The following is a 20,254-nucleotide window of genomic DNA, read 5'->3' on the forward strand; positions in this document are numbered from 1 at the left end:
CCGCACCGACACATCTCTGGCCGACGCGCTCACGAATCTGCCGGGTGTGCACTCGCGCGGGTGTCTAGCGAGTACGCGCGAGTCCCGGCCGGGGCAGGCGGGTGCCGCGGGCAGCGGCGGCGAGCGCGGCCGGTGGGTGTGGCCCCTGGGACCGAGGGCCACACGGGGGCTTCGCGGTGGGGCGGCTGGATCATGAACGTCCGGTGCTGCGGGGGCGGATGCAGAAGGCGTTGGCGCGCAGGGGCATGAACAAGGGGCCGGTTGCGCGGGGCGTGAAAGCGAAGGCGCACGCCTCGCGCGAGACCGTGCGCGCGCCCCGTGTGAAGTTTTCGCACGCGCCAGTGACCCGCGCTCGCTCCCGGGGCCCGTGGTCGCGCGGTCAACTGGAACCAGCCCCGCACAGGATGACGGCTCCTGAGCGGAATGGGCCGCCGGTCTTCCGATCCCCGCCCTCGGCCGGCGGCCCAGGCCCGGGAAGGGCGCACACGGCGCTTTCGAGGAACGTTCACACGACTGCAACACCCGTTCCCACCATGCGGACAGTTACCGTCGTGACCTCGACAAACGCGGCATTCGCTGCCACTCTCCGGCCATGCATCCCGCCCCTCGCGCGCCCCGTCGCGCCGTCGCCGCCGCTGCCATAGCCCTGCTCGCCACAGCTGTCGGCTGCGCACCGCAGCCGGAGGAGAAGACCTCCGCCACTCCGTCCGGAGCGGCCGGAAAGACGTGCGTCAAGGGCAAGTTGGCCACGAAGACGTCGAACAGGCTGACGATCGCCACCGACGAGCCGGCGTACGAGCCCTGGTTCAAGGACGACAAGCCCGCCAACGGCAAGGGCTTCGAGTCGGCGGTCGCGTACGCCGTGGCAAAGCAGCTCGGCTACGACCGGAGCGCCGTCGTGTGGCAGAGCGTTCCGTTCAACAAGGCCTTCGCGCCAGGGGAGAAGACCTTCGACTTCGACGTCAACCAGGTGTCGATCAGCGCCGAGCGCAAGAAGGCCGTGGACTTCTCGTCCGGCTACTACGACGTGCGCCAGGCGGTCATCGCGCTCAAGGGCTCCAAGGCCGCGAAGGCGACGAGCATTGCCGAGCTGAAGGGCCTCAAGCTGGGCGCCCAGGTGGGCACCACCAGCCTCGACTACATCGACGACGTGGTGAAGCCCGAGCGGCAGGCGGCCGTGTACGCCAAGAACGACCAGGCGAAGTCCGCGCTGAAGAACGGTCAGGTCGACGCGATCGTCACCGACCTGCCGACCGCCTTCTACATCACGGCGGCCGAAGTGACGAGCGCCAGGATCGTCGGCCAGTTCGAGAACCGGGGCGGCACCCCCGAGCAGTTCGGGCTCGTGCTCGACAAGGGCAGCGCGCTCACCTCGTGCGTGACCGGCGCCGTCGACGCCCTGCGCGAGGACGGCACCCTGGCGAAGATCGAGAAGCAGTGGCTCTCCGACGCCGTCGACGCCCCGGTGCTCAAGTGACGGTCACCAAGGACGAGTCCGGCCGGGAGGATGCGGACGACAACGGCGACATGGCCGAGGGCGCCGAGGGCGGCACGGGTGACGGCTACGTCCCGTCGCAGCGCCGGCTGGACCGCGAGCGCTACAGGCGCACCCGGGCCCGTCGCGCCACGGCGATCGCCGCGCTCTCGACCCTGGTCACGGCTGCCGTCCTTTATCTGGTCGTCGTCAACGCGCCCGGCTGGCCGCGCACCGAGGAGACGTTCTTCAACGGGCAGTACGCGCGCGAGGCGTTCCCCAAGGTCGCGGAAGGGCTGTGGCTGAACGTCCGTCTCCTGCTCGTCTGCGGTGCCGCCGTACTGGTCCTCGGCATGCTGATCGCCGTCGCGCGCACGCTCCGCGGGCCGGTCTTCGTCCCGCTGCGGGTGCTCGCGGCCGCGTACACCGACTTCTTCCGCGGTCTGCCTCTGATCATCAATCTGATGATCGTGGTACTGGGTGTCCCGGCGCTGCGGCTCCAGGGCGTCACGGTCGACCCGGTGCTGCTCGGCGGCACGGCGCTGACGCTGACGTACTCGGCGTACGTGGCCGAGGTGTTCCGCGCCGGAATCGAGTCGGTGCACCCCTCACAGCGGGCCGCCGCGCGCTCGCTCGGCCTCACCAACCGGCAGGCCCTGCGCCACGTGGTCCTGCCCCAGGCGGTGCGCCGCCAGGTGCCACCGCTGCTCAACGACCTGGTGTCGCTGCAGAAGGACACCGGGCTCGTGTCGATCGGCGGCGCGATCGACGCCGTACGGGCCGCGGACATCATCGTGGGCCGCAGCCTCAACTACACGCCGTACATCGTCGCGGGACTGGTCTTCGTGGCGCTGACCATCCCGATGACCCGCTTCACCGACTGGGTGACGGCCAGGATGGACCGGCAACGTGCCCAGGGAGGATCGATATGAGCGACGCCCCCGGTCTCCCCGGCGGCTCCCCCGTGCTGCGGATGGAGTCCGTCCGCAAGACCTTCGGCGATTCGGTCGTACTGCGGGACGTCACCCTGGAGGTCGCCCCGCACACGGTGACCGCGCTGATCGGCGCGTCCGGCTCCGGCAAGTCCACGCTGCTGCGCTGCGCCAATCTCCTGGAGGAGATCGACGACGGCGCGATCTGGCTGGACGGCGAAGAGATCACCGACCCGCGTGTCGACCAGGACGCAGTACGCCGCCGTATCGGCGTGGTCTTCCAGGCGTACAACCTCTTTCCGCACATGAACGTACTGGAGAACATCACGCTCGCCCCGCGCCGGGTGCACGGCATGTCCCGTGACGAGGCGGAGGGGCGTGCCAGGGAGCTCCTGGAGCGGCTCGGGCTCGGTGACAAGGCCACCGCCTACCCGGACCGGCTGAGCGGCGGCCAGCAGCAGCGCGTGGCGATCGTCCGTGCTCTGGCTGTACGTCCCCGGCTGCTGCTGCTCGACGAGATCACCGCGGCTCTCGACCCCGAGCTGGTGGGCGAGGTCCTCACCGTGGTCCGCGATCTGAAGGACGACGGCATGACCATGGTGCTGGCGACGCACGAGATGGGCTTCGCCCGGGACGTCGCCGACCAGGTCTGCTTTTTGGACGGAGGTGTCGTGGTGGAGCGCGGAACCGCCGAACAGGTCTTCGGCGACCCACGGCAGGAGCGCACGAGGCACTTCCTGCGGCGGATCGTGGAGGCGGGGCGCCTGTAGGCGCCCCGGCCCGTCGAGCGCTACGCGCCGGCCCGTACGGCCCCCACCAGCGCGGCCACCCGCTCCACACCGAACACATAGCCCTGTACGCCGCATCCCGCGATGACACCGTCGGCACGCAGGGAGACGTAGGAGTGGTGCCGGAACGACTCGCGCTTGTGGATGTTGGAGATGTGGACCTCGAGGACCGGCATGCCGTCGCAGGCGTTGAGTGCGTCCAGAATCGCGACCGACGTGTGCGAGTAGGCACCGGGGTTGATGACGATCCCGCAGTGGTTGAGCCGTGCCTCGTGGATCCAGTCCACCAACTCACCCTCGTGGTTGGACTGCCGGAAGTCGACCGTGCCGCCGTGCGCGGCCGCGGCCGCGGCGCACATCGCCTCGATGTCGGCGAGCGTGTCCCTGCCGTAGATCTCCGGTTGGCGCCGGCCTAGCAGATTGAGGTTGGGCCCGTTGAGGATCATGATCGGGGCGTTGGCCAGGGTGCGGGGCACGGTTCCTCCGGTCCGTTTCGGGGACGGTCCCTCGGGGACCGCGGCTCGGACCCGGTTTATCACGGTGAAACCCCGGGGCGAGAGGCCATAACCTCCCAGCATGATCACGCCCTCGTATCCGCCCAAACCCGCACCCGGCGACCGCATAGCCGTCCTCTCGCCCTCCCGGGGCCTGCCCGAGCTATTTCCGCACCCCTACGAGCTGGGACTGAAGCGGCTGCGTGAGGAGTTCGGCCTGGAGCCCGTCGAGTACCCGACGACACGCAGGATGGGCGCGACACCCCGGGAACGGGCCGACGACATCCACGCGGCCTTCGCCGACCCCGACGTCAAGGCGGTCATCGCGTCGATCGGCGGCGACGATCAGATCACCGTGCTGCCGCTGCTGGACCGGGAGTTGATCCGGGCCAACCCCAAGCCGTTCTTCGGGATGAGCGACAACACCAACCTGCTGGCGTTCCTGTACAACACCGGCGTCGTCGGCTATCACGGCGCGACCGTGATGTGCGAGCTGGGCCGGCCCGGCGCCATGCACCCCCAGACCGCCGACTCGTTGCGCGCCGCGCTGTTCACCTCCGGCCCCTACGAGCTGCGGCCCGCGCAGTGCTGGAACGACGTCAACCGCGACTGGGCCGACCCGGCGACCTTCGGGGCGGAACCGGCGACCCGGCCCGGCTCGGGATGGATCTGGCACAACGCCGACCGCGTGGTGCAGGGCCGCGGCTGGGGTGGCAACCTGGAGATCCTCTCCTGGCTGCTGATGGCCGACCGCGAGATCGCCCGCGACCCGGCGGTGTACGACGGCGGCGTGCTGTTCCTGGAGACCTCGGAGGAACTGCCGAGCGCCACGGAGGTCTTCCGCATCCTGCGCAACATGGGCGAGCGCGGCCTGCTGCGGCGATTCTCGGCGCTGCTCATGGGCCGCGCCAAGACCTGGTCCTTCGAGCGGCCCAGCAGCCCCGAGGAGGCGAAGCGTTACGCGACGGAGCAGCGTGAGGCCGTACAGCGCGCGGTGGAGACGTACGCGCCCGACATGCCGACCGTCTTCGACGTGGACCTCGGCCACACGGATCCCCAGCTCGTCATCCCCTACGGTGGCGCGGTCCGGGTCGACGGCCCCGCGCGGCGCATCACCGTCACCTACTGAAGCGCCGGGTGACCCGTGCCTCACCTCCGCACGCCCCCGTAACCCATGTTCACCGTGGGTAGTTGACGCGGCATGCACGATGTACGCACCGTAAGGGCCCCCTCCATGCTCCGGCTGGCGGCCGCCTCCCTGGCCGGGACCGCGATCGAGTTCTACGACTTCTTCGTCTACGGGACGGCAGCGGCCCTCGTCCTGGGGCCGCTGTTCTTCCCGACGTTCTCACCGGTGGCGGGGACGCTGGCGGCCTTCGGGACGTTCGGTGTGGGGTTCGTGGCCCGGCCGCTGGGCTCGGTGCTGTTCGGGCACATCGGGGACCGGCGCGGACGGCGGCCGGTCCTGGTCGCCTCGCTGTTGCTGACCGGCGCCTCGACGGTCGCGGTCGGGTGTGTGCCGACGTACGGCTCGATCGGCGTCGCCGCTCCCCTGCTGCTGCTCGTCCTGCGCTTTCTCCAAGGGCTGGGGCTGGGCGGGGAGTGGGGCGGCGCGGTACTGCTGACCTCGGAACACGCACCCGCCCATCGGCGCGCCCTGTGGTCGAGCTTCCCGCAGGTCGGGCCCGCCGTGGGGTTCGTGCTCGCCAACGGCGTGATGCTGGTGCTGTCGGCGACGCTGTCCGACACGGAGTTCGCGCGGTGGGGATGGCGGGTGCCGTTCTGGGCGGCCGGAGCGCTGGCGGTGGCCGGACTGTGGCTGCGCTCGTCGCTCGCCGAGAGTCCGCGGTTCCTCGAGATCGAGGACCACGCGCGCGTGCCGCTCGCCAAGGTCGTACGGCACCACTGGCGACTGGTCCTGCTGACGGCCGGGGCGCTCGCGGTCGGGTACGCGGTGTTCTACACGGTGACGACCTGGTCCCTGGCGTACGCGACCGAGCGACTGGGGGTGAGCCGTACGGTCATGCTGACCTGCATCATGGCCGCCGTCGTCGTGAAGGGGGCCCTCACTCCCCTGATGGCGCTGCTCGGCGACCGCTACGGGCGGCGCCCGCTGTGCCTGGCGGGGTGCACGGCCACCGCCCTGTGGATGTTCCCGATGGTCGCGCTGCTGGGGACGGCCGAGCCGCTGCTGATGTTCCTCGGCTTCCTGGGGGCACTGATCGCGTTCATCACCATGTTCTCGGTGATCGCCGCCTATCTGCCGGAGCTGTACGAGCCGCGCGTGCGCTGCACCGGAGCCGCGGTGGGCTACAACCTCGGCGGGGTGCTGGGCGGCGCCCTCACTCCGATCGTGGCGACCGCGCTGGCGGAGCACGGAGGACGCGTCCCCTGGGGAGTGGGCGCGTATCTGACGGGGATCGCCCTGCTCAGTCTCGGGTGCTTCGCCCTGCTGCCGGAGACCCGGCCGGCACCGGTGATGGCGGTCGAGCACGCCACCGGGTGACCGGGGCACGCGGCGATCCGCGGACGCTGCCCGCTACGGGTTGACGGCCAGTTCCAGATAGGCGGCGAACAGCACCAGGTGCACGCCGCCCTGGAGCGGCGTGGCACGCCCCGGTACGACCGTCAGGGAGCTCACCACGACGGTCAGGGCGAGCAGCAGCATGCCGGTGGCGTTGAGGCCGAGGATCAGCGGCCCGGAGAGCCAGACGGAGGCGAGGGCGACCGCGGGGATGGTCAGGCCGATGCTGGCCATCGCCGAGCCGAGCGCGAGGTTGAGGCTGGTCTGCACCCGGTCGCGGCGAGCGGAACGCGCCGCGGCGAGCGTCTCGGGAAGCAGCACCAGCAAGGCGATGACCACACCGACGACCGCCTGGTTGAGACCGGCGGCCTGTACGCCCGACTCGATGGTGGGCGAGACGCCCTTGGCGAGGCCGACCACGCCGACCAGGGCGAGGCCCAGCAGGCCGAGGCTGGTCCAGGCGGCGCGCGTGGACGGTGCCTCGGCGTGGTCCTCCTCGGTGATCACCTCGCCCTGCCGGGTGATGGGCAGGAAGTAGTCGCGGTGCCGGACGGTCTGGGTCGCCACGAACAGGCCGTACAGGATCAGTGAGGACAGCGCGGCGAAGGTGAGCTGCACACCGGAGAACTCGGGGCCGGGCTTGCTGGTGGTGAAGGTCGGCAGGACCAGACTGAGTGTGGCCAGGGTGGCCACCGTGGCGAGGGCGGCGCCGGTTCCCTCGGGGTTGAAGACCGCGGTGCCGTGGCGAAGGGAGGCGAGGAGAAGGCTCAGGCCGACGATGCCGTTACAGGTGATCATCACGGCCGCGAAGACCGTGTCCCGGGCCAGCGTCGCGCTCTTGGCGCCGCCGTCGACCATGAGGGTGACGATCAGGGCGACCTCGATGACCGTGACGGCGATGGCGAGGACCAGGGAACCGAACGGCTCGCCGACCCGGTGGGCCACCACCTCGGCGTGGTGCACGGCGGCCAGGACGGAACCGGCGAGCACCACGGTCACGAACGCGACGACCGCGCCGGGGAGACTACGTCCCCAGGTGAAGAGGAGCAGGACGACCGCGAGCACCGGCACGAGGAACGTCCACTGCGGGGTGAGCGACCTGAGCCGAGTGATCATGCAGCGATGGTGGCAGAGGCGTACGGGCTTCGCATTCCGGTCCTTTCCGGTTCCGGAGGCCCGGCGCCGGCGCGGCACGGACCCCCCGGCGCTTCGGGTCTGGGGGTCACTCGAAGTCGCTCATGTCCACGACGTCGCAGTCGGTGAAGGACGGCGGCCGGGTGCACAGGGCGGCCATCTGCTCGGCGAATTCACTGGTCGCGGGGTCAGCACTGTTGCGCATGGCCTCCTCGTGGGAGTCGAACTCGATCACCGCGAGATAGCGGCCCGGCTGGTTCCTGTCCGCGAGGACCAGACGGCGCGCCGGGCTGCTCTCGCGGCCCGCGAAGCGCTTGTCCACGTCCTCGGAGAGGGCTCGCATCTCGTCGATGCGGTCGGTCTCGAAGTCGATGATCTGGACGAACTTCATGGGTGCCTCCCCTGGCCGCAGGTGTCCCCGGCCGGGGACACGCTGTGCCCCCCAACGAAGCATCGGGAGCGGTGGTCGGCAATCGGCCTCGCACCGCTCCCAAGGACGGTTGTTCCTACGACCGGAACGGTCAGGCGTCGACGCTGTCCTTCGGAGCGCCTTCGCCGCGCGTCTGCGCCGCGTCGAGCGCCGCCTGCTTCCGGGACGCCAGCAGGCTGGTGACAGTGGTGACGACCAGGACCGCGCAGATCACGCCGAGCGAGACCGGGATGCTGATCTCCGGGACGTGCACCCCGGACTCGTGCAGCGCGTGCAGCACCAGTTTCACGCCGATGAAGCCGAGGATGACGGACAGGCCGTACGAGAGGTGCACCAGCTTCTTCAGCAGGCCGCCGATGAGGAAGTACAGCTGCCTGAGGCCCATCAGGGCAAAGGCGTTGGCGGTGAAGACGATGTACGGGTCCTGCGTCAGGCCGAAGATCGCGGGGATCGAGTCGAGCGCGAAGAGCACGTCCGTGGTGCCGATCGCGAGCATCACGACCAGCATCGGCGTCATCACGCGCTTGCCGCTCTGCTGGATCCACAGCCGGGTGCCGTGATAGCGGTCGGCCACGCCGAACCTGCGCTCGGCGGCCTTGAGCAGCTTGTTCTCCTCGTACTCCTCGTCCTCCTCGTCGGAGCGGGCCTCCCGGATCAGCTTCCAGGCGGTCCAGATCAGGAAGGCTCCGAAGAGGTAGAAGACCCACGAGAAGCTGGTGATGATCGCGGCGCCCGCGGCGATGAACACGGCCCGCAGGACCAGGGCTATGAGGACGCCGACGAGCAGCACGCGCTGTTGGTACTGCGAGGGCACCGCGAACTTCGCCATGATCAGGACGAAGACGAAGAGGTTGTCGACGCTCAGCGATTTCTCTGTGATGAAGCCCGCGAAGAACTCGCCGGCGGGCTGTCCGCCGCCGAAGGCGAGCACGCCGAGACCGAAGAGCCCGGCCAGGGCGATCCAGACGACGGTCCAGATCCCGGCTTCCTTGACCGACACGTCATGGGGTTTGCGGCCGATGAAGAAGTCGACCGCGATCAGGGCGGCAAGGCCCACGATGGTGAGGACCCACAGGGTCACGGAAACATCCATTGCGCCTCCGGCAGTACGTAGCAGTACGTAGCGGCAAACAGTCAGCGTTGTCGCTGCCGGAGGTCTCTTCCACCCGGAACGGGCCGGCGCCCCGGGATCTGGTCCGATCCGTATTGACGGGTACGCCGCAGCAGATAGGGAGTACTCCCCTCCGTGCGGAAAACAGTACCCCAATCACCAAGGAAAGGTAAAGTGCTTGGTAAAAGAAAACCCAAAGCCGCTGGTCAGGTGGCTTTACCTGTACTTGGCGCGGGCTGCGGAGACCTGTCCGAGCACGTGATGGAGCACCTCGCTGCCCGGCGGGACGAGCGAGGGTTCGTACGTCCAGGCGTGCCCGACCCAGGGGTCGGCCAGGTGGTCGTCGGGTACCGGGGTGAGTCGCATGAGCGAACGCCAGAGCGGGTCGAGCAACGGGCCGTAGGCGGAGGCGTCCTCGCGGTCGGCGACCATCAGCAGATGGACGCCGACGGACGGCCCCTCGTCGGCGAGATAGCGCAGCTGGTTCACGGCCCGGTCGTCGAAGCCGTGCGGGAAGTCGTTGACGATCAGCAACTGCCGGGCAGTGTCGAGGTCCGGCGGCAACGACTCGGCCGCGCCACCCCGCAGTGCCATCTGCACCAGGTCCACCCGCTGGGTGAGACGGCCGAGGACATCCGCCACGCCCGCGGCGCCCGTCGCGGGCAGAGCGCCCGGCAGACCACTGCGTGCCAGCGGAGCCAGTGCCCTCGCACCCGAACCCGCCGGATCGATCACATGGACACCGAACTCCCCCACGGGATGGATGGCGAGCAGCCGGACCGCGAGCGCCACCGCCGTCTCCATGGCGAGGTGCCGCAGCTCGCCGGAGTCGAGGAACGAGCCGTCGAGGGCCGTCGTCGGACCGCTGTCGATCCACAGACCCCGCTCCAGCGGCAGCCGGACCAGCATCGGAATGCGCAGCGGCGCGCTCTCGGGCAGGTGGAGGTCGCCCAGGCGCAGCGCCATCGGGAACTCCGTCGGCACGCGATATCCGTGCCAGACGGGGTTGTCCCAGCCGGCGTAGGCGGGCGGGAGCGCGGGTTCGACCACTTCGGACTCGGCGGTGAGCTGGGCCAGATCGCGGTCGAGGACCGCCCTGGCCTGCTCGACGAGCTGATTCCGCTTGGCGTCGGCGGCCTCGCGCGCGCCGTCACCCGAGGCGCCGAGCCGGTTGCGCGGGTCCGACAGGACCTGGTCCAGCTCCTTCTCCATACGGGATTCGGCGAAGTCGACGGCACTGCGGTAGGCGGCCGTGGTGCGGGCCAGGTCCTCGAACATGCCCCAGACCTGGTTGTACAGCCGCTCCTCCATGGACCAGCCGGCCGCGTCACCGGCGACGGGTGCGGCGGGCTCCCCGGGCGGGACGGGAGGTGCCTGCGGCGGAGGCGGAGGCGGGCTCGCGTGCCGCCGGCCGGGGTGGGTGTAGTCGATCGGGCCGCCTGCCGGCGCGGGCGACGCCGAGGCGGTGGTGTCGGGCTGCGCGGGGAACGAGGCGCCGAGCGGCTGACCGGCGGCGGAGGGATCCGGCGCCCCGGAATCGCCCTGCACCTGACCGCCGTACGGACCCTGCGCGCCGTACGGCGAGGCCGGGGGCGGCGGTACGGGGTCGGGGGCGCCCTGCGGTGCGGGGCCGGTCTGGTCGGGGCCGGGCGTGGAGAGCGGTGCCCGGCGGGACCGGTCGGCGTCTGTCGCACGCGGCGCGGGCGCCTGTATCGAACGGGCCAGGCCACGGGCGACCGCGTCCTGGATACTGCCCGCCAGATCGGCGGACTGGGGCACGCCCTGGTCGGCGAAGAGCGCGGCGAGACCGCCCGCGTACCCCTGACCGACGGCGCGCACTTTCCAGGCGCCCTGCCTGCGGTACAGCTCCAGGGCGACGACAGCCGACTCGGCGTCCAGGCCGGTGAGGGTGAAGCGGGCGATCCCGGTGCCGTCGAGGCCGGTGACCGTGACGGAGGGGGCGGGAACCATGCCGAAGCGCGCCGGGCCGCCCGCTCCCGCGGGGAGGGCGAGCAGCACATTGACGCGGTGCACGGCCTCCGGCATGGCGGCGAGATCCACCGCGAGGCGGTGGTCGGCCGCCGCCTGCCGGGAGACCTCGAGGCCGGGGAGCGCGGGCGCGCCCGGGTGAGCCACCCAGTCGACGCCGCGCGTCTTGCCGTTCTCGTCGCTGAGCGTGGCCCCTGCCACGACCGGCGCACCGGCCGAGACGCGGATCTCGAGCCGGACCTGGGAGAGCGGGTGGTTCTGCCCCCGCACCAGTTCCGCGGTCATCGCCTTCGTCCCCCTGTGTCGTGTTGTCGTGCGCCGCTCGCCAGGTCCCTCGGGCCGTCCTACAGGTGCGGCAGGATCGCCGGCATCAGATCCTGGAAGGTGCGGCCGTTGGCCGGGGAGCCGATGGCGGTCATCGACCAGCCCTGCCCCACCCGGTGCACCTTCGCCATGATCTGGGCCGTGTAGGCGCCACCACCGGCCAGGGTGTAGCGGGCGAGCTCCTGCCCGTTGGTCTCGTCGACCAGGCGGCAGAACGCGTTCTGCACCTCCTGGAAGGTCTGTCCCGTGAAGGAGTTCACGGTGAACACGATCTGGTCGATGTGGACCGGAACGCGAGCCAGGTCGACGAGGATGGCCTCGTCGTCCCCGCCCTGGCCCACACCGCCGACGAGGTTGTCGCCGGTGTGGCGCACGGAGCCGTCGTCGCTCACCAGGTGGCGGAAGAAGACGACGTCGACCGGCTGCTTCTCGGCGAAGAGCACGGCCGACGCGTCGAGGTCGATCTCACGCGTACGCGAACCGAACAGGCCGCGCCGGGCTGCTGCCTGCCAGCCGAGACCCATGCGGACCGCGGTCAGGGTGCCCCCGTCCTTCTTCTCCAGGCTGATGGCCTGACCCTTGGTCATGTTGACGGTCACGGCTGCTTCCCCTCTCGGAATTCCCCAGTTGCCGCGGTAACCGCGGTTGACCAGCACCCTACGCATGGGCACCGACAGCGCCGAACCCCGGCCCGTGGTTTGTGTCGGTCTTGCAACACTCTGCGCACATGCCGGGATTCGGCACGGACCGGGCGGGTCAGGCCAGGCCCGCTTCCCGCATCTGGCGCAGCTCCTTCTTCATCTCGGAGACCTCGTCGCGCAGCCGGGCCGCGATCTCGAACTGCAGGTCCGCGGCGGCGGCGCGCATCCGCTCCGTCATCTCCTCGATCTGCTCGGCGAGTTCGGCCGCGGGGCGGTCCGTCGGCACCGTCTCCTTGGCCTTGGCCTTGGCCTGCTTGGCGGCCTTGGTCCCCTTGGCCGCCTTGGCCGCCTTGTCGCCGAGCGACGGGACGGGGGCCTTGGCACCCTTGCCGTCCTTCGACTTGCGGTAGCCGGAGCCGAGCAGCTGCTCGGTGTCGACCTCCTCGCGGGCGATCTGTGCCACGATGTCGTTGATCTTCTTCCGCAGCGGCTGCGGGTCGATGCCATTCGCCTTGTTGTAGGCAACCTGCTTCTCGCGGCGGCGGTTGGTCTCCTCGATGGCCCGCTCCATCGCCGGGGTGATCTTGTCGGCGTACATGTGGACCTGCCCGGAGACGTTGCGCGCCGCGCGGCCGATGGTCTGGATCAGCGAGGTGCCGGAGCGCAGGAAGCCCTCCTTGTCGGCGTCCAGGATCGCCACCAGGGAGACCTCGGGCAGGTCGAGGCCCTCACGGAGCAGGTTGATGCCGACCAGCACGTCGAACTCGCCGGAGCGCAGCTCGCGCAGCAGCTCGACACGGCGCAGGGTGTCGACGTCGCTGTGCAGATAGCGCACCTGGATGCCGAGCTCCAGGAAGTAGTCGGTGAGGTCCTCGGCCATCTTCTTGGTGAGCGTGGTGACCAGGACGCGTTCGTCCTTCTCGGTGCGCATGCGGATCTCGTGCACGAGGTCGTCGATCTGGCCCTCGGTGGGCTTGACCACGACCTCCGGGTCGACGAGACCGGTGGGGCGGATGATCTGCTCGACGACACCGTCCCCGCGGGACAGCTCGTAGTTGCCCGGGGTCGCCGACAGGTACACGGTCTGCCCGATCCGCTCCTGGAACTCCTCCCACTTCAGGGGGCGGTTGTCCAGGGCGGAGGGCAGCCGGAAGCCATGGTCGACGAGGGTCCGCTTGCGGGAGGCGTCTCCCTCGTACATGGCGCCGATCTGCGGCACGGTGACGTGCGACTCGTCGATGACGAGCAGAAAGTCGTCCGGGAAGTAGTCGAGCAGGGTGTTCGGCGGGGAGCCGGGCGAGCGGCCGTCGAAGTGCATCGAGTAGTTCTCCACGCCGGAGCAGGAGCCGATCTGGCGGAGCATTTCGATGTCGTACGTGGTCCGCATGCGCAGGCGCTGGGCCTCCAGCAGCTTGCCCTGCTTCTCCAGCTCGGCGAGGCGCTCCCCCAGTTCCTTCTCGATGTCGTTGACGGCGCGCTCCATGCGCTCCGGTCCCGCGACGTAGTGGGAGGCCGGGAACACGTACAACTGCTGGTCGTCACTGATGATCTCGCCGGTGAGCGGGTGCAGCGTGGACAGCGCCTCGATCTCGTCGCCGAACATCTCGATGCGGACGGCGAGCTCCTCGTACACCGGGAAGATCTCGATGGTGTCGCCGCGGACGCGGAAGGTGCCGCGGGCGAAGGCCATGTCGTTGCGCGTGTACTGGATGTCCACGAAGCGGCGCAGCAGCTCGTCGCGGTCGATCTCGTCGCCGACCCTGAGCGGGACCATGCGGTCCACGTACTCCTGCGGAGTACCGAGGCCGTAGATACAGGAGACCGAGGCGACCACGACGACGTCGCGGCGGGTGAGCAGCGAGTTGGTCGCGGAGTGGCGCAGGCGCTCGACCTCCTCGTTGATCGAGGAGTCCTTCTCGATGTAGGTGTCCGACTGGGGGACGTACGCCTCAGGCTGGTAGTAGTCGTAGTACGAGACGAAGTACTCGACGGCGTTGTTCGGGAGCAGCTCGCGGAACTCGTTGGCCAGCTGGGCGGCCAGCGTCTTGTTCGGCGCCATCACGAGTGTGGGGCGCTGGAGCTTCTCGATCATCCACGCGGTGGTGGCGGACTTGCCGGTGCCGGTCGCGCCCAGCAGGACGACGTCCTTCTCACCGGCCTCGATGCGCTTGGCCAGGTCGGCGATGGCCGTCGGCTGGTCGCCGCTGGGCTGGTAGGGGCTGACGACCTCGAAGGGCGCCACCGTGCGTTCGATCTTGGAAACGGGCCGCATGCAGTCCACCGTACGACCCCGCGCCGACAACGGGTCCGGATCACCGGTTCTGCGGGGTGCTGGAGCTGCGGAGTCCGTGCGGCCGGACCTGCTGCCGGCCGGAGCGGGGCTGCGGACGGCGGCCCGGGGACGTGACGGCACCGGCGGGGATCCCGGGTTTGTGCTCGGCGCGGGTCCAGTCGGGTTTGCCCATGACCATCAGCGGGTCGGACATCACGACGACGCCCGCGAGGACGAGGAAGGCGAGGGGGCCGATCAGCATGGGGCCGAGCAGGGCCGCGGGCGACTCTCCTGCGGTGGTCTCCGCGGTGCCGTGCAGATGGACGCTGAGGGCGGCCATGCCGGTGTAGTGCATTCCGCTGACGGCGAGACCCATGACCAGGCTCGCGCCGACGCTCCACAAGAAGCCCCGCACCTGCCCCGCGGCCCAGAGCGCGGCGATGGCGGCCACGACCGCTATCACGACGGAGGCGGCGACAGTGATCGTGTTGTACTCGAGGTTCCCGTTGAGGCGCATGCCAGCCATGCCGAGGTAGTGCATCGAGGCGACGCCCAGACCGGTGATCGTGCCGCCGGTGAACAGCGCCGCTCCGGTCGCGCCGCGGTAGCCGACTATGAAGATCCCGACCCCCACCATGACAATGGCCAGCCCCAGGCTCGCGTACGTCATGGTCTTGTCGTAGTGGATCGGGGTCTCCTTGACGGAGAAGCCCATCATGGCGACGAAGTGCATGGTCCATATGCCGGAGCCGATCGCGGCCGAACCGAGGGCGAGCCAGGCGGGGCGCCAGGAGTGGGCCACCAGCATGGCTCTGGTGGTGCAACGCAGACCGAGGGCTCCGCCGAGGCACGCCATCAGATAGGCCACCAGCGGGGTGACGGCCCCGTAGCTGAATCCGTCGACCGTGCCTTGCATGCGCGGCTGCCCTTCACCATTTGCGTCCCGGAATATCTGAAATGCGCCCCCGTCCCAGGACCGCTCGAGCGGTCAGGGTTGACGCAGAGAGTATGACCCCCACCGGAATGGTCGAACGATTTTCCGGCAAAGAAACACGGCCTTGCCTCAGTTGTGGGGCAGCGGTGTGCGGACTTGGGCAACTCCATTCAATCCATGGCCCTCGCGTGCCCCCCTTCCTATGACTCCCTGCTGTCACTCTGGTGCTGTCCGTATTCGCTCGACGCGAGGAGTACGCATGCACGCGCGCGCTGTTGCCGCCACGACCACCGCGCTCCTGGGGACGGCCGGCCTGCTGATCCCCACCCCTCAAGCCCGGGCCGGCGAGGTGGGTGAACCGCCCGGCGTGATCGCGCACCGGGGTGCTTCGGCCTACGCCCCCGAGAACACCCTGCCCGCCATCGACAAGGCGGCCCGGCTGGGCTTCTCCTGGGTCGAGAACGATGTCCAGCGCACCAAGGACGGCGAGCTGGTCGTCATCCACGACGACAGCCTCCGGCGGACCACGAACGTGGAGCAGGTCTTCCCCGGCCGGGCGCCCTGGAAGGTGAAGGACTTCACGGCCGCCGAGATCGCCCGTCTGGACGCGGGCAGCTGGTTCGGCCCCACGTTCGCGGGCACCCGGGTGCCCACCCTGAAGGAGTACATGCGCCGGGTCGAACACAATCACGAGAAGCTGCTCCTGGAGATCAAGAACCCCGAGCTGTACCCGGGCATCGAGCGCGAGACGCTCAAGCTCCTCAGCAACGAAGGGTGGCTGGACCGGCCGCACCTGGGCCGGCTGATCGTGCAGAGCTTCAGCGCGGACAGCCTGCGGATCGTGCACGACCTGAAGCCCGCTCTGACGACCGGCTTCCTCGGCACGCCGTCGGTGGTGGACCTGCGCCGTTACGCACGTTTCACCGATCTGATCAATCCGTCGTACGGGTCCATCTCCGCCACCTACGTCGACACCGTGCACGCGTTCAACGGGCCGCACGGCAGGCGGCTGGGAGTGCTCACCTGGACCGTCAACGACGCGGCCACGGCCTGGACCGTCGCCCGGTACGGCGTCGACGGCGTCATCACCAACAGGCCTGATGTCGTATGGGCGGCGTTGCACGGATACTGAGGCAGCCGCGGAACCGGCCGGGCAGGGGCCCGTTCCCGCGCCCCGTCCGGGCGCTGTCAGTGGTGGGTCGTACGGTGGGCGCATGGACAGCCATGGGCAGTACGAGCAGCAGGTCGTGTGGGCCGTCGTGGGCACCGGCATCGGTCCGCTGCTCCTCGCGGCGACCCGAGAGGGCCTGGTCAACGTCGTGTTCCACGCCGGTCCGGCGGTGCGCGACCGGGCGCTGGAACGGCTTGCTGCCCGACTGGGCACCGAACCCGTCGAGGCACCCGGCTCGCCGCTGCTGGCCGAGGCGATACGTCAGGTCGAGGCGTACTTCGCGGGCGAGCGCCAGGGCTTCGAGTTGCCGTTGGACTGGTCGCTGATCTCCGGCTTCAACCGGCAGGTGCTGCGCGAACTGGCGTCCGGCGTCCCGTACGGCTCGGTCGTCGGGTACGGAGATCTGGCGCAAAGGGTCGGCCAGCCGGGAGCTGCACAGGCGGTGGGCACGGCGATGGGCGCCAACCCGCTGCCGGTCGTCGTGCCGTGCCACCGGGTGGTGGAGAGCGACGGCGGCATCGGGGGGTTCGGGGGCGGACTGGAGACCAAGCGGAAGCTGCTCGCCCTGGAGGGCGTCCTGCCCGAGCCGCTGTTCTGACGACCCTGGCGAGCGGGCTACGCGTAGTGCCGGGCCTCGACCACGTTGCCGTCGGGGTCCCGGAAGTAGAAGCTGCGCGGGGCCTTCCCACGGGCTCCGTACGAGTCGTGCGCGATGTCGGACACGGGGACGTCGTGCTCCTGAAGGCGGGCACGCAGTGAGTCGAACTCGTCGGACGGCAGGGACAGACAGATGTGGTTGACGGGGTGGCCGGCGCTCCCGGCAGAGCCGGGGAGCATCCGCATGCGCTCGGCAAGGGTGCGCGGCGCGAGGTCGAGGATCGTCTCCTCGTTCACGCGCACGGAGGGAAACGAAATCTTCCCCTCCGCGAATTCGGCGACCCGAAGAGGCTCCAGACCGACAGCCGTCTCGTAGAAGCCGGCCGCGACGACCGGGTCGCTCACCCAGAGGACGACATGATCGAGACGCGTCGAGTTGTTCGTCATGCCGCCCAGGCTCGTGGCGTCGCCCACAGCCCGCAAGCGTTTATCGGGGGGTGCGGCCCGCCAGAGATGAGGGAGAACCGACCGACAGGAGGCAGGCGCGTGGTGCTGGTGGTGTCCGAAGAAGTGCGGGAGGCGATCGACGCGCGCCGGCCCGTGGTGGCCCTGGAGTCCACGATCATCGCGCACGGGCTGCCGCGCCCGCGCAATCTGCAGGTGGCGCGGGAACTGGAGGAGGCGGTCCGGCGGGAGGGTGCCGTACCCGCGACGATCGCCGTGCTCGACGGCCGAGCGCATGTCGGCCTCGGCAAGGAGCAGGTGGAGCGGGTCGCGAACGAGGACGGGATCCGCAAGCTCGGACACCGCGACCTGCCGCTCGCGGTGTCGTCGGGGGTGAGCGGGGCGACCACGGTGTCGGCCACCGCGCTGCTCGCGGCGCTGGCGGGCCTCCGGGTCTTCGCGACGGGCGGGCTGGGCGGTGTGCACCGGGAGTGGACGGTGACACAGGACGAGTCCGCCGACCTGGGCCTTCTGGCGCGTACGCGGATCACGGTGGTCTGCGCCGGGGTGAAGTCGATCCTGGACGTGCCTGCGACGCTGCAGCGCCTGGAGACGCTGGGCGTGGCCGTCGCCGGATACGGCACGGACCGCTTCCCGGGCTTCTATCTGTCGGACTCCGGGCAGCCGGTCGACTGGACGCTGGAGACCCCGGAGGAGGTGGCGGGGGTCATGCGGGCGCAGGACGCGCTCGGCGTGCCGGAGTCGGCGCTGGTCGTCGCCCATCCCGTCCCCGAGGAGGAGCAGCTCGATCCCGGTCTGCACGCGCGTGTGCTCGCCGAGGCGCTGCAGGCGTGCGAGGAGGAGGGCGTGACCGGACAGGCGGTCACACCCTTCCTGCTCGACTATCTGGTGCGGCACACGGACGGGGCCTCGCTGAGCGCCAACCTGGCGGCGGTGCGCGGCAACGTGCGGCTGGCGGCACGGATCGCGGCGGCGTGGGCCCGGGGGTGACGGCGGGCCGCAGGCCGACGTCTGATCCGGCGGGCTCGGCGGCGACAGCGCGCCCAAACGGGGCACTGCTGGTCGTCGGGGACGTGGTCACCGATGTCGTCGCCCGGCACCGCGGGCCGCTCGCGGCCGGCACGGACCCGGCGGCCGCGATCCGCACGGTGCCCGGCGGCGCCGGGGCCAATGTGGCCTGCTGGGCCGCTCACGCGGGCTGTGCGGACGTACGGCTGCTGGGGCGGGTGGGCACGGACGCGGCGACGTGGCACGAGCGGGAGCTGGTCGGAGCCGGAGTGCGGCCGCGGCTCGTGGTCGACCCGGGGGCGGCGACGGGAACGGTGATCTGTCTGGTGGACGCGGGGGCGTCGGCCGAGCGCACGTTCCTCACGGACAGTGGCGCGTCCCTGCGGCTCGAGCCCGCCGACTGGTCGGACACGTTGCTCGACGGCGTGGCCCGGCTGCATCTGTCCGGCTATCTGCTGTTCTCCGAGCCGAGCCGGGCCCTTGCGGCGACGGCTCTGGAAGCGGCACGCGCGCGCGGCGTGCCCGTGAGCCTGGATCCCGCGTCGGCGGGCTTCCTCGAGGTGCTGGGAGTGGACCGCTTCCTGACGTTCGCCGCGGGGCTGGACATACTGCTGCCCAGTCGGGACGAGGCATGCCTGCTGGCGGAGCTGTCCGATCCGGCGGACGCGGCGGCCAGGCTGAGCCGCCACGTCCCTCTGGTGGTGGCCAAGCTGGGCGCGGACGGCGCGCTGGTGGCCCGGTCCGGCGCCGTGCTCGCCCACGTGCCCGCCCCGGCGGTGACGCCCCGGGACACCACGGGCGCCGGAGACGCCTTCACCGGGGCGTTCCTCGCCGCTCTCGCCGCGGGCGCGGATCCCGGGGCAGCCGCGGCAGCGGGGTGCCGGGCGGGTGCGCGGGCCGTGGAAGGAGTGGGCGGGAGGCCTCCGGTGTCCGGATGACGCCGTCGTGCGTTGCCCGTGCGTGCCGGTGTCCCCCCAGGCGCTCACGCCCACGTCGTCGGGACCGGCTCGACGGGCCTGCCTTCGATCCCCTCGCCCGGCTCACCCCTTGCGCCCCCACGCCGAGATCATCGGCGCCGTGGCCAGGTCCATGCTGCCGGTGGCGACGTTCGCCAGGTGCTGGTCGATGTCCTCGTCGGTGGCCAGGCCCGCGGCGACGAGCTGGTCGCGGATCTGCCGTACGGTCGCCGCCTCCAGCTCGGCACAGGCCGGAGAGGTGACGGGGAAGTACGCGTCGGCCTGTACCCCGCCGAGTCCGGCCTCACGGAGCAGGCGCGGGAGCTTGCGGCCGTAGGACAGGTCGGCGCCGCGGTCGGCGAGCAGCTTGCGGAAGCCGTGCCGGAGCCGGTTGGCGAGCCGTTGCTCGGGGCCGTGCTCGTCGGGGCACAGGAGCGGCTGGAGGGCCGGGTCGGCGTCCTCGACCAGGAGCCGTCCACCGGGACGCAGCGCCGCGACCATCGACCGCAACGCCTTTTCGCGGTCGGGTACATGGACGAGGACGAGCCTGGCGTGCACCAGGTCGAAGCCCTCTGCGGGCGGCTCCTCGGTGCCCACGTCGTGGACGCGCACCTCGACCGGCGCACGGGCGACCGGGGCGAGCAGCGTGGTGTCGATGTCGGTCGCGACGACCTTGCCGGTCGGTCCGACCTTCTTGGCCAGCCAGGACACCACGGAGGTACCGCCGGCACCGACCTCCCAGCAGCGCCAGCCCGCTCCCAGACCGAAGCCTTCGAGGTGGCGGAAGGTCACGGGGTCGAAGAGGGTGGCGAAGGCGTCGAAGCGCCGGCCTGCCTCGGTCTGCCGGTTGTCGAGGAGATACCCGTCGTGGGGCGGGCAGGCGCCCCACACGCCCATGAGCCCCGAGCGCGGGGCGCGCGGCACCCCCCCCCCCCCAACCCTCATCGCCCCCCCCCCGACAAGGAGTTCGCGCTCATCACGATGTGCGCGGGCGGCGGACTGGCCACCGG

19 protein-coding genes are annotated in these 20,254 nt (G+C 70.6%); 9 read left to right on the plus strand and 10 right to left on the minus strand.

Annotation, left to right across the window (positions count from 1 at the left end):
• The first annotated feature begins 592 nt into the window (after positions 1-592).
• Genes ACFW2E_RS17145 through ACFW2E_RS17155 form a run of 3 tightly spaced genes read left to right on the plus strand, consistent with a single transcriptional unit; the run spans position 593 to position 3,176 of the window.
• Positions 593-1,477, plus strand: coding sequence for an ABC transporter substrate-binding protein (locus ACFW2E_RS17145; protein WP_384467145.1), 885 nt, complete (start codon positions 593-595; stop codon positions 1,475-1,477).
• A complete protein-coding gene (locus tag ACFW2E_RS17150; RefSeq protein WP_384467147.1) occupies positions 1,474-2,406 on the plus strand; it encodes an amino acid ABC transporter permease in 933 nt (310 codons plus the stop codon). The genes ACFW2E_RS17145 and ACFW2E_RS17150 overlap by 4 nt, the downstream gene beginning before the upstream one ends.
• Entirely contained in the window at positions 2,403-3,176 is a 774-nt protein-coding gene (locus ACFW2E_RS17155; protein WP_384467149.1) for an amino acid ABC transporter ATP-binding protein, read from the plus strand. Before ACFW2E_RS17150 ends, ACFW2E_RS17155 begins: the two co-directional genes overlap by 4 nt.
• A 20-nt stretch (positions 3,177-3,196) precedes the next feature.
• On the opposite strand, the gene aroQ is transcribed toward ACFW2E_RS17155, so the two are convergent.
• Positions 3,197-3,670 carry a type II 3-dehydroquinate dehydratase gene (gene aroQ, locus ACFW2E_RS17160; protein WP_384467151.1) on the minus strand — a complete coding sequence of 158 codons (474 nt, stop codon included), beginning with the start codon at positions 3,668-3,670 and terminating at the stop codon, positions 3,197-3,199.
• Between the two features lie 100 nt (positions 3,671-3,770).
• Here aroQ and ACFW2E_RS17165 point away from each other — a divergent pair, with 100 nt between their 5' ends.
• Both ACFW2E_RS17165 and ACFW2E_RS17170 read left to right on the plus strand, forming a co-directional pair.
• A complete protein-coding gene (locus ACFW2E_RS17165) occupies positions 3,771-4,817 on the plus strand; it encodes a S66 peptidase family protein (protein ID WP_384467153.1) in 1,047 nt (348 codons plus the stop codon).
• 105 nt (positions 4,818-4,922) lie between these two features.
• On the plus strand, positions 4,923-6,194 hold the full coding sequence (locus tag ACFW2E_RS17170) for an MFS transporter (protein WP_384467155.1): 1,272 nt from the start codon (positions 4,923-4,925) through the stop codon (positions 6,192-6,194).
• A 33-nt stretch (positions 6,195-6,227) separates the two neighbouring features.
• On the opposite strand, the gene ACFW2E_RS17175 is transcribed toward ACFW2E_RS17170, so the two are convergent.
• The 7 genes from ACFW2E_RS17175 to ACFW2E_RS17205 form a co-directional block, all read right to left on the minus strand.
• Positions 6,228-7,328 carry a calcium:proton antiporter gene (locus tag ACFW2E_RS17175; protein ID WP_384467157.1) on the minus strand — a complete coding sequence of 367 codons (1,101 nt, stop codon included), beginning with the start codon at positions 7,326-7,328 and terminating at the stop codon, positions 6,228-6,230.
• A gap of 106 nt (positions 7,329-7,434) precedes the next feature.
• On the minus strand, positions 7,435-7,737 hold the full coding sequence (locus ACFW2E_RS17180; protein ID WP_384467159.1) for a hypothetical protein: 303 nt from the start codon (positions 7,735-7,737) through the stop codon (positions 7,435-7,437).
• A gap of 130 nt (positions 7,738-7,867) precedes the next feature.
• Positions 7,868-8,869, minus strand: a complete 1,002-nt coding sequence (locus tag ACFW2E_RS17185) for a TerC family protein (RefSeq protein WP_384467161.1) — start codon at positions 8,867-8,869, stop codon at positions 7,868-7,870.
• Positions 8,870-9,103: 234 nt separating this feature from the next.
• On the minus strand, positions 9,104-11,161 hold the full coding sequence (locus ACFW2E_RS17190; protein WP_384467163.1) for a TerD family protein: 2,058 nt from the start codon (positions 11,159-11,161) through the stop codon (positions 9,104-9,106).
• 59 nt (positions 11,162-11,220) lie between these two features.
• Positions 11,221-11,799, minus strand: coding sequence for a TerD family protein (locus ACFW2E_RS17195; protein WP_384467165.1), 579 nt, complete (start codon positions 11,797-11,799; stop codon positions 11,221-11,223).
• A 157-nt stretch (positions 11,800-11,956) separates the two neighbouring features.
• Entirely contained in the window at positions 11,957-14,113 is a 2,157-nt protein-coding gene (uvrB, locus tag ACFW2E_RS17200) for an excinuclease ABC subunit UvrB (RefSeq protein ID WP_384467167.1), read from the minus strand.
• A 40-nt stretch (positions 14,114-14,153) separates the two neighbouring features.
• The gene (locus tag ACFW2E_RS17205; RefSeq protein ID WP_384467169.1) at positions 14,154-15,029 is read right to left on the minus strand and encodes an MHYT domain-containing protein; all 876 of its coding nucleotides are present in this window, start codon (positions 15,027-15,029) and stop codon (positions 14,154-14,156) included.
• Positions 15,030-15,306: 277 nt separating this feature from the next.
• Between ACFW2E_RS17205 and ACFW2E_RS17210 the strand changes: the two genes are divergently transcribed.
• Positions 15,307-16,179, plus strand: a complete 873-nt coding sequence (locus tag ACFW2E_RS17210) for a glycerophosphodiester phosphodiesterase (RefSeq protein ID WP_384467171.1) — start codon at positions 15,307-15,309, stop codon at positions 16,177-16,179.
• Between the two features lie 82 nt (positions 16,180-16,261).
• Positions 16,262-16,816 carry a methylated-DNA--[protein]-cysteine S-methyltransferase gene (locus ACFW2E_RS17215; RefSeq protein WP_384467173.1) on the plus strand — a complete coding sequence of 185 codons (555 nt, stop codon included), beginning with the start codon at positions 16,262-16,264 and terminating at the stop codon, positions 16,814-16,816.
• Positions 16,817-16,833: 17 nt separating this feature from the next.
• Here the strand turns inward: ACFW2E_RS17215 and ACFW2E_RS17220 are convergent, their stop codons facing one another.
• Positions 16,834-17,262, minus strand: coding sequence for a VOC family protein (locus tag ACFW2E_RS17220; protein WP_384467175.1), 429 nt, complete (start codon positions 17,260-17,262; stop codon positions 16,834-16,836).
• Positions 17,263-17,364: 102 nt separating this feature from the next.
• Here ACFW2E_RS17220 and ACFW2E_RS17225 point away from each other — a divergent pair, with 102 nt between their 5' ends.
• On the plus strand, positions 17,365-18,270 hold the full coding sequence (locus ACFW2E_RS17225) for a pseudouridine-5'-phosphate glycosidase (RefSeq protein WP_384467177.1): 906 nt from the start codon (positions 17,365-17,367) through the stop codon (positions 18,268-18,270).
• Positions 18,267-19,226, plus strand: coding sequence for a carbohydrate kinase family protein (locus ACFW2E_RS17230; protein ID WP_384467179.1), 960 nt, complete (start codon positions 18,267-18,269; stop codon positions 19,224-19,226). Before ACFW2E_RS17225 ends, ACFW2E_RS17230 begins: the two co-directional genes overlap by 4 nt.
• A gap of 102 nt (positions 19,227-19,328) precedes the next feature.
• Here ACFW2E_RS17230 and ACFW2E_RS17235 read toward each other — a convergent pair whose 3' ends face one another.
• Positions 19,329-20,141 (minus strand): methyltransferase, encoded by an 813-nt coding sequence (locus ACFW2E_RS17235; RefSeq protein ID WP_384467181.1) that lies wholly within the window; start codon positions 20,139-20,141, stop codon positions 19,329-19,331.
• Positions 20,142-20,254 lie beyond the last annotated feature (113 nt).

It is taken from the genome of Streptomyces sp. NPDC058964 (assembly GCF_042741275.1).
Taxonomy (GTDB): domain Bacteria; phylum Actinomycetota; class Actinomycetes; order Streptomycetales; family Streptomycetaceae; genus Streptomyces.

Bases quoted from the DNA above. Each gene is read 5' to 3' on its own strand.
- ACFW2E_RS17145 (WP_384467145.1), top strand. From the start codon at position 593: ATGCATCCCGCCCCTCGCGCGCCCCGTCGCGCCGTCGCCGCCGCTGCC.
- ACFW2E_RS17155 (WP_384467149.1), top strand. From the start codon at position 2,403: ATGAGCGACGCCCCCGGTCTCCCCGGCGGCTCCCCCGTGCTGCGGATG.
- ACFW2E_RS17165 (WP_384467153.1), top strand. From the start codon at position 3,771: ATGATCACGCCCTCGTATCCGCCCAAACCCGCACCCGGCGACCGCATA.
- ACFW2E_RS17170 (WP_384467155.1), top strand. From the start codon at position 4,923: ATGCTCCGGCTGGCGGCCGCCTCCCTGGCCGGGACCGCGATCGAGTTC.
- ACFW2E_RS17175 (WP_384467157.1), bottom strand. From the start codon at position 7,328: ATGATCACTCGGCTCAGGTCGCTCACCCCGCAGTGGACGTTCCTCGTG.
- ACFW2E_RS17180 (WP_384467159.1), bottom strand. From the start codon at position 7,737: ATGAAGTTCGTCCAGATCATCGACTTCGAGACCGACCGCATCGACGAG.
- ACFW2E_RS17185 (WP_384467161.1), bottom strand. From the start codon at position 8,869: ATGGATGTTTCCGTGACCCTGTGGGTCCTCACCATCGTGGGCCTTGCC.
- ACFW2E_RS17190 (WP_384467163.1), bottom strand. From the start codon at position 11,161: ATGACCGCGGAACTGGTGCGGGGGCAGAACCACCCGCTCTCCCAGGTC.
- uvrB (WP_384467167.1), bottom strand. From the start codon at position 14,113: ATGCGGCCCGTTTCCAAGATCGAACGCACGGTGGCGCCCTTCGAGGTC.
- ACFW2E_RS17205 (WP_384467169.1), bottom strand. From the start codon at position 15,029: ATGCAAGGCACGGTCGACGGATTCAGCTACGGGGCCGTCACCCCGCTG.
- ACFW2E_RS17210 (WP_384467171.1), top strand. From the start codon at position 15,307: ATGCACGCGCGCGCTGTTGCCGCCACGACCACCGCGCTCCTGGGGACG.
- ACFW2E_RS17215 (WP_384467173.1), top strand. From the start codon at position 16,262: ATGGACAGCCATGGGCAGTACGAGCAGCAGGTCGTGTGGGCCGTCGTG.
- ACFW2E_RS17220 (WP_384467175.1), bottom strand. From the start codon at position 17,262: ATGACGAACAACTCGACGCGTCTCGATCATGTCGTCCTCTGGGTGAGC.
- ACFW2E_RS17235 (WP_384467181.1), bottom strand. From the start codon at position 20,141: ATGGGCGTGTGGGGCGCCTGCCCGCCCCACGACGGGTATCTCCTCGAC.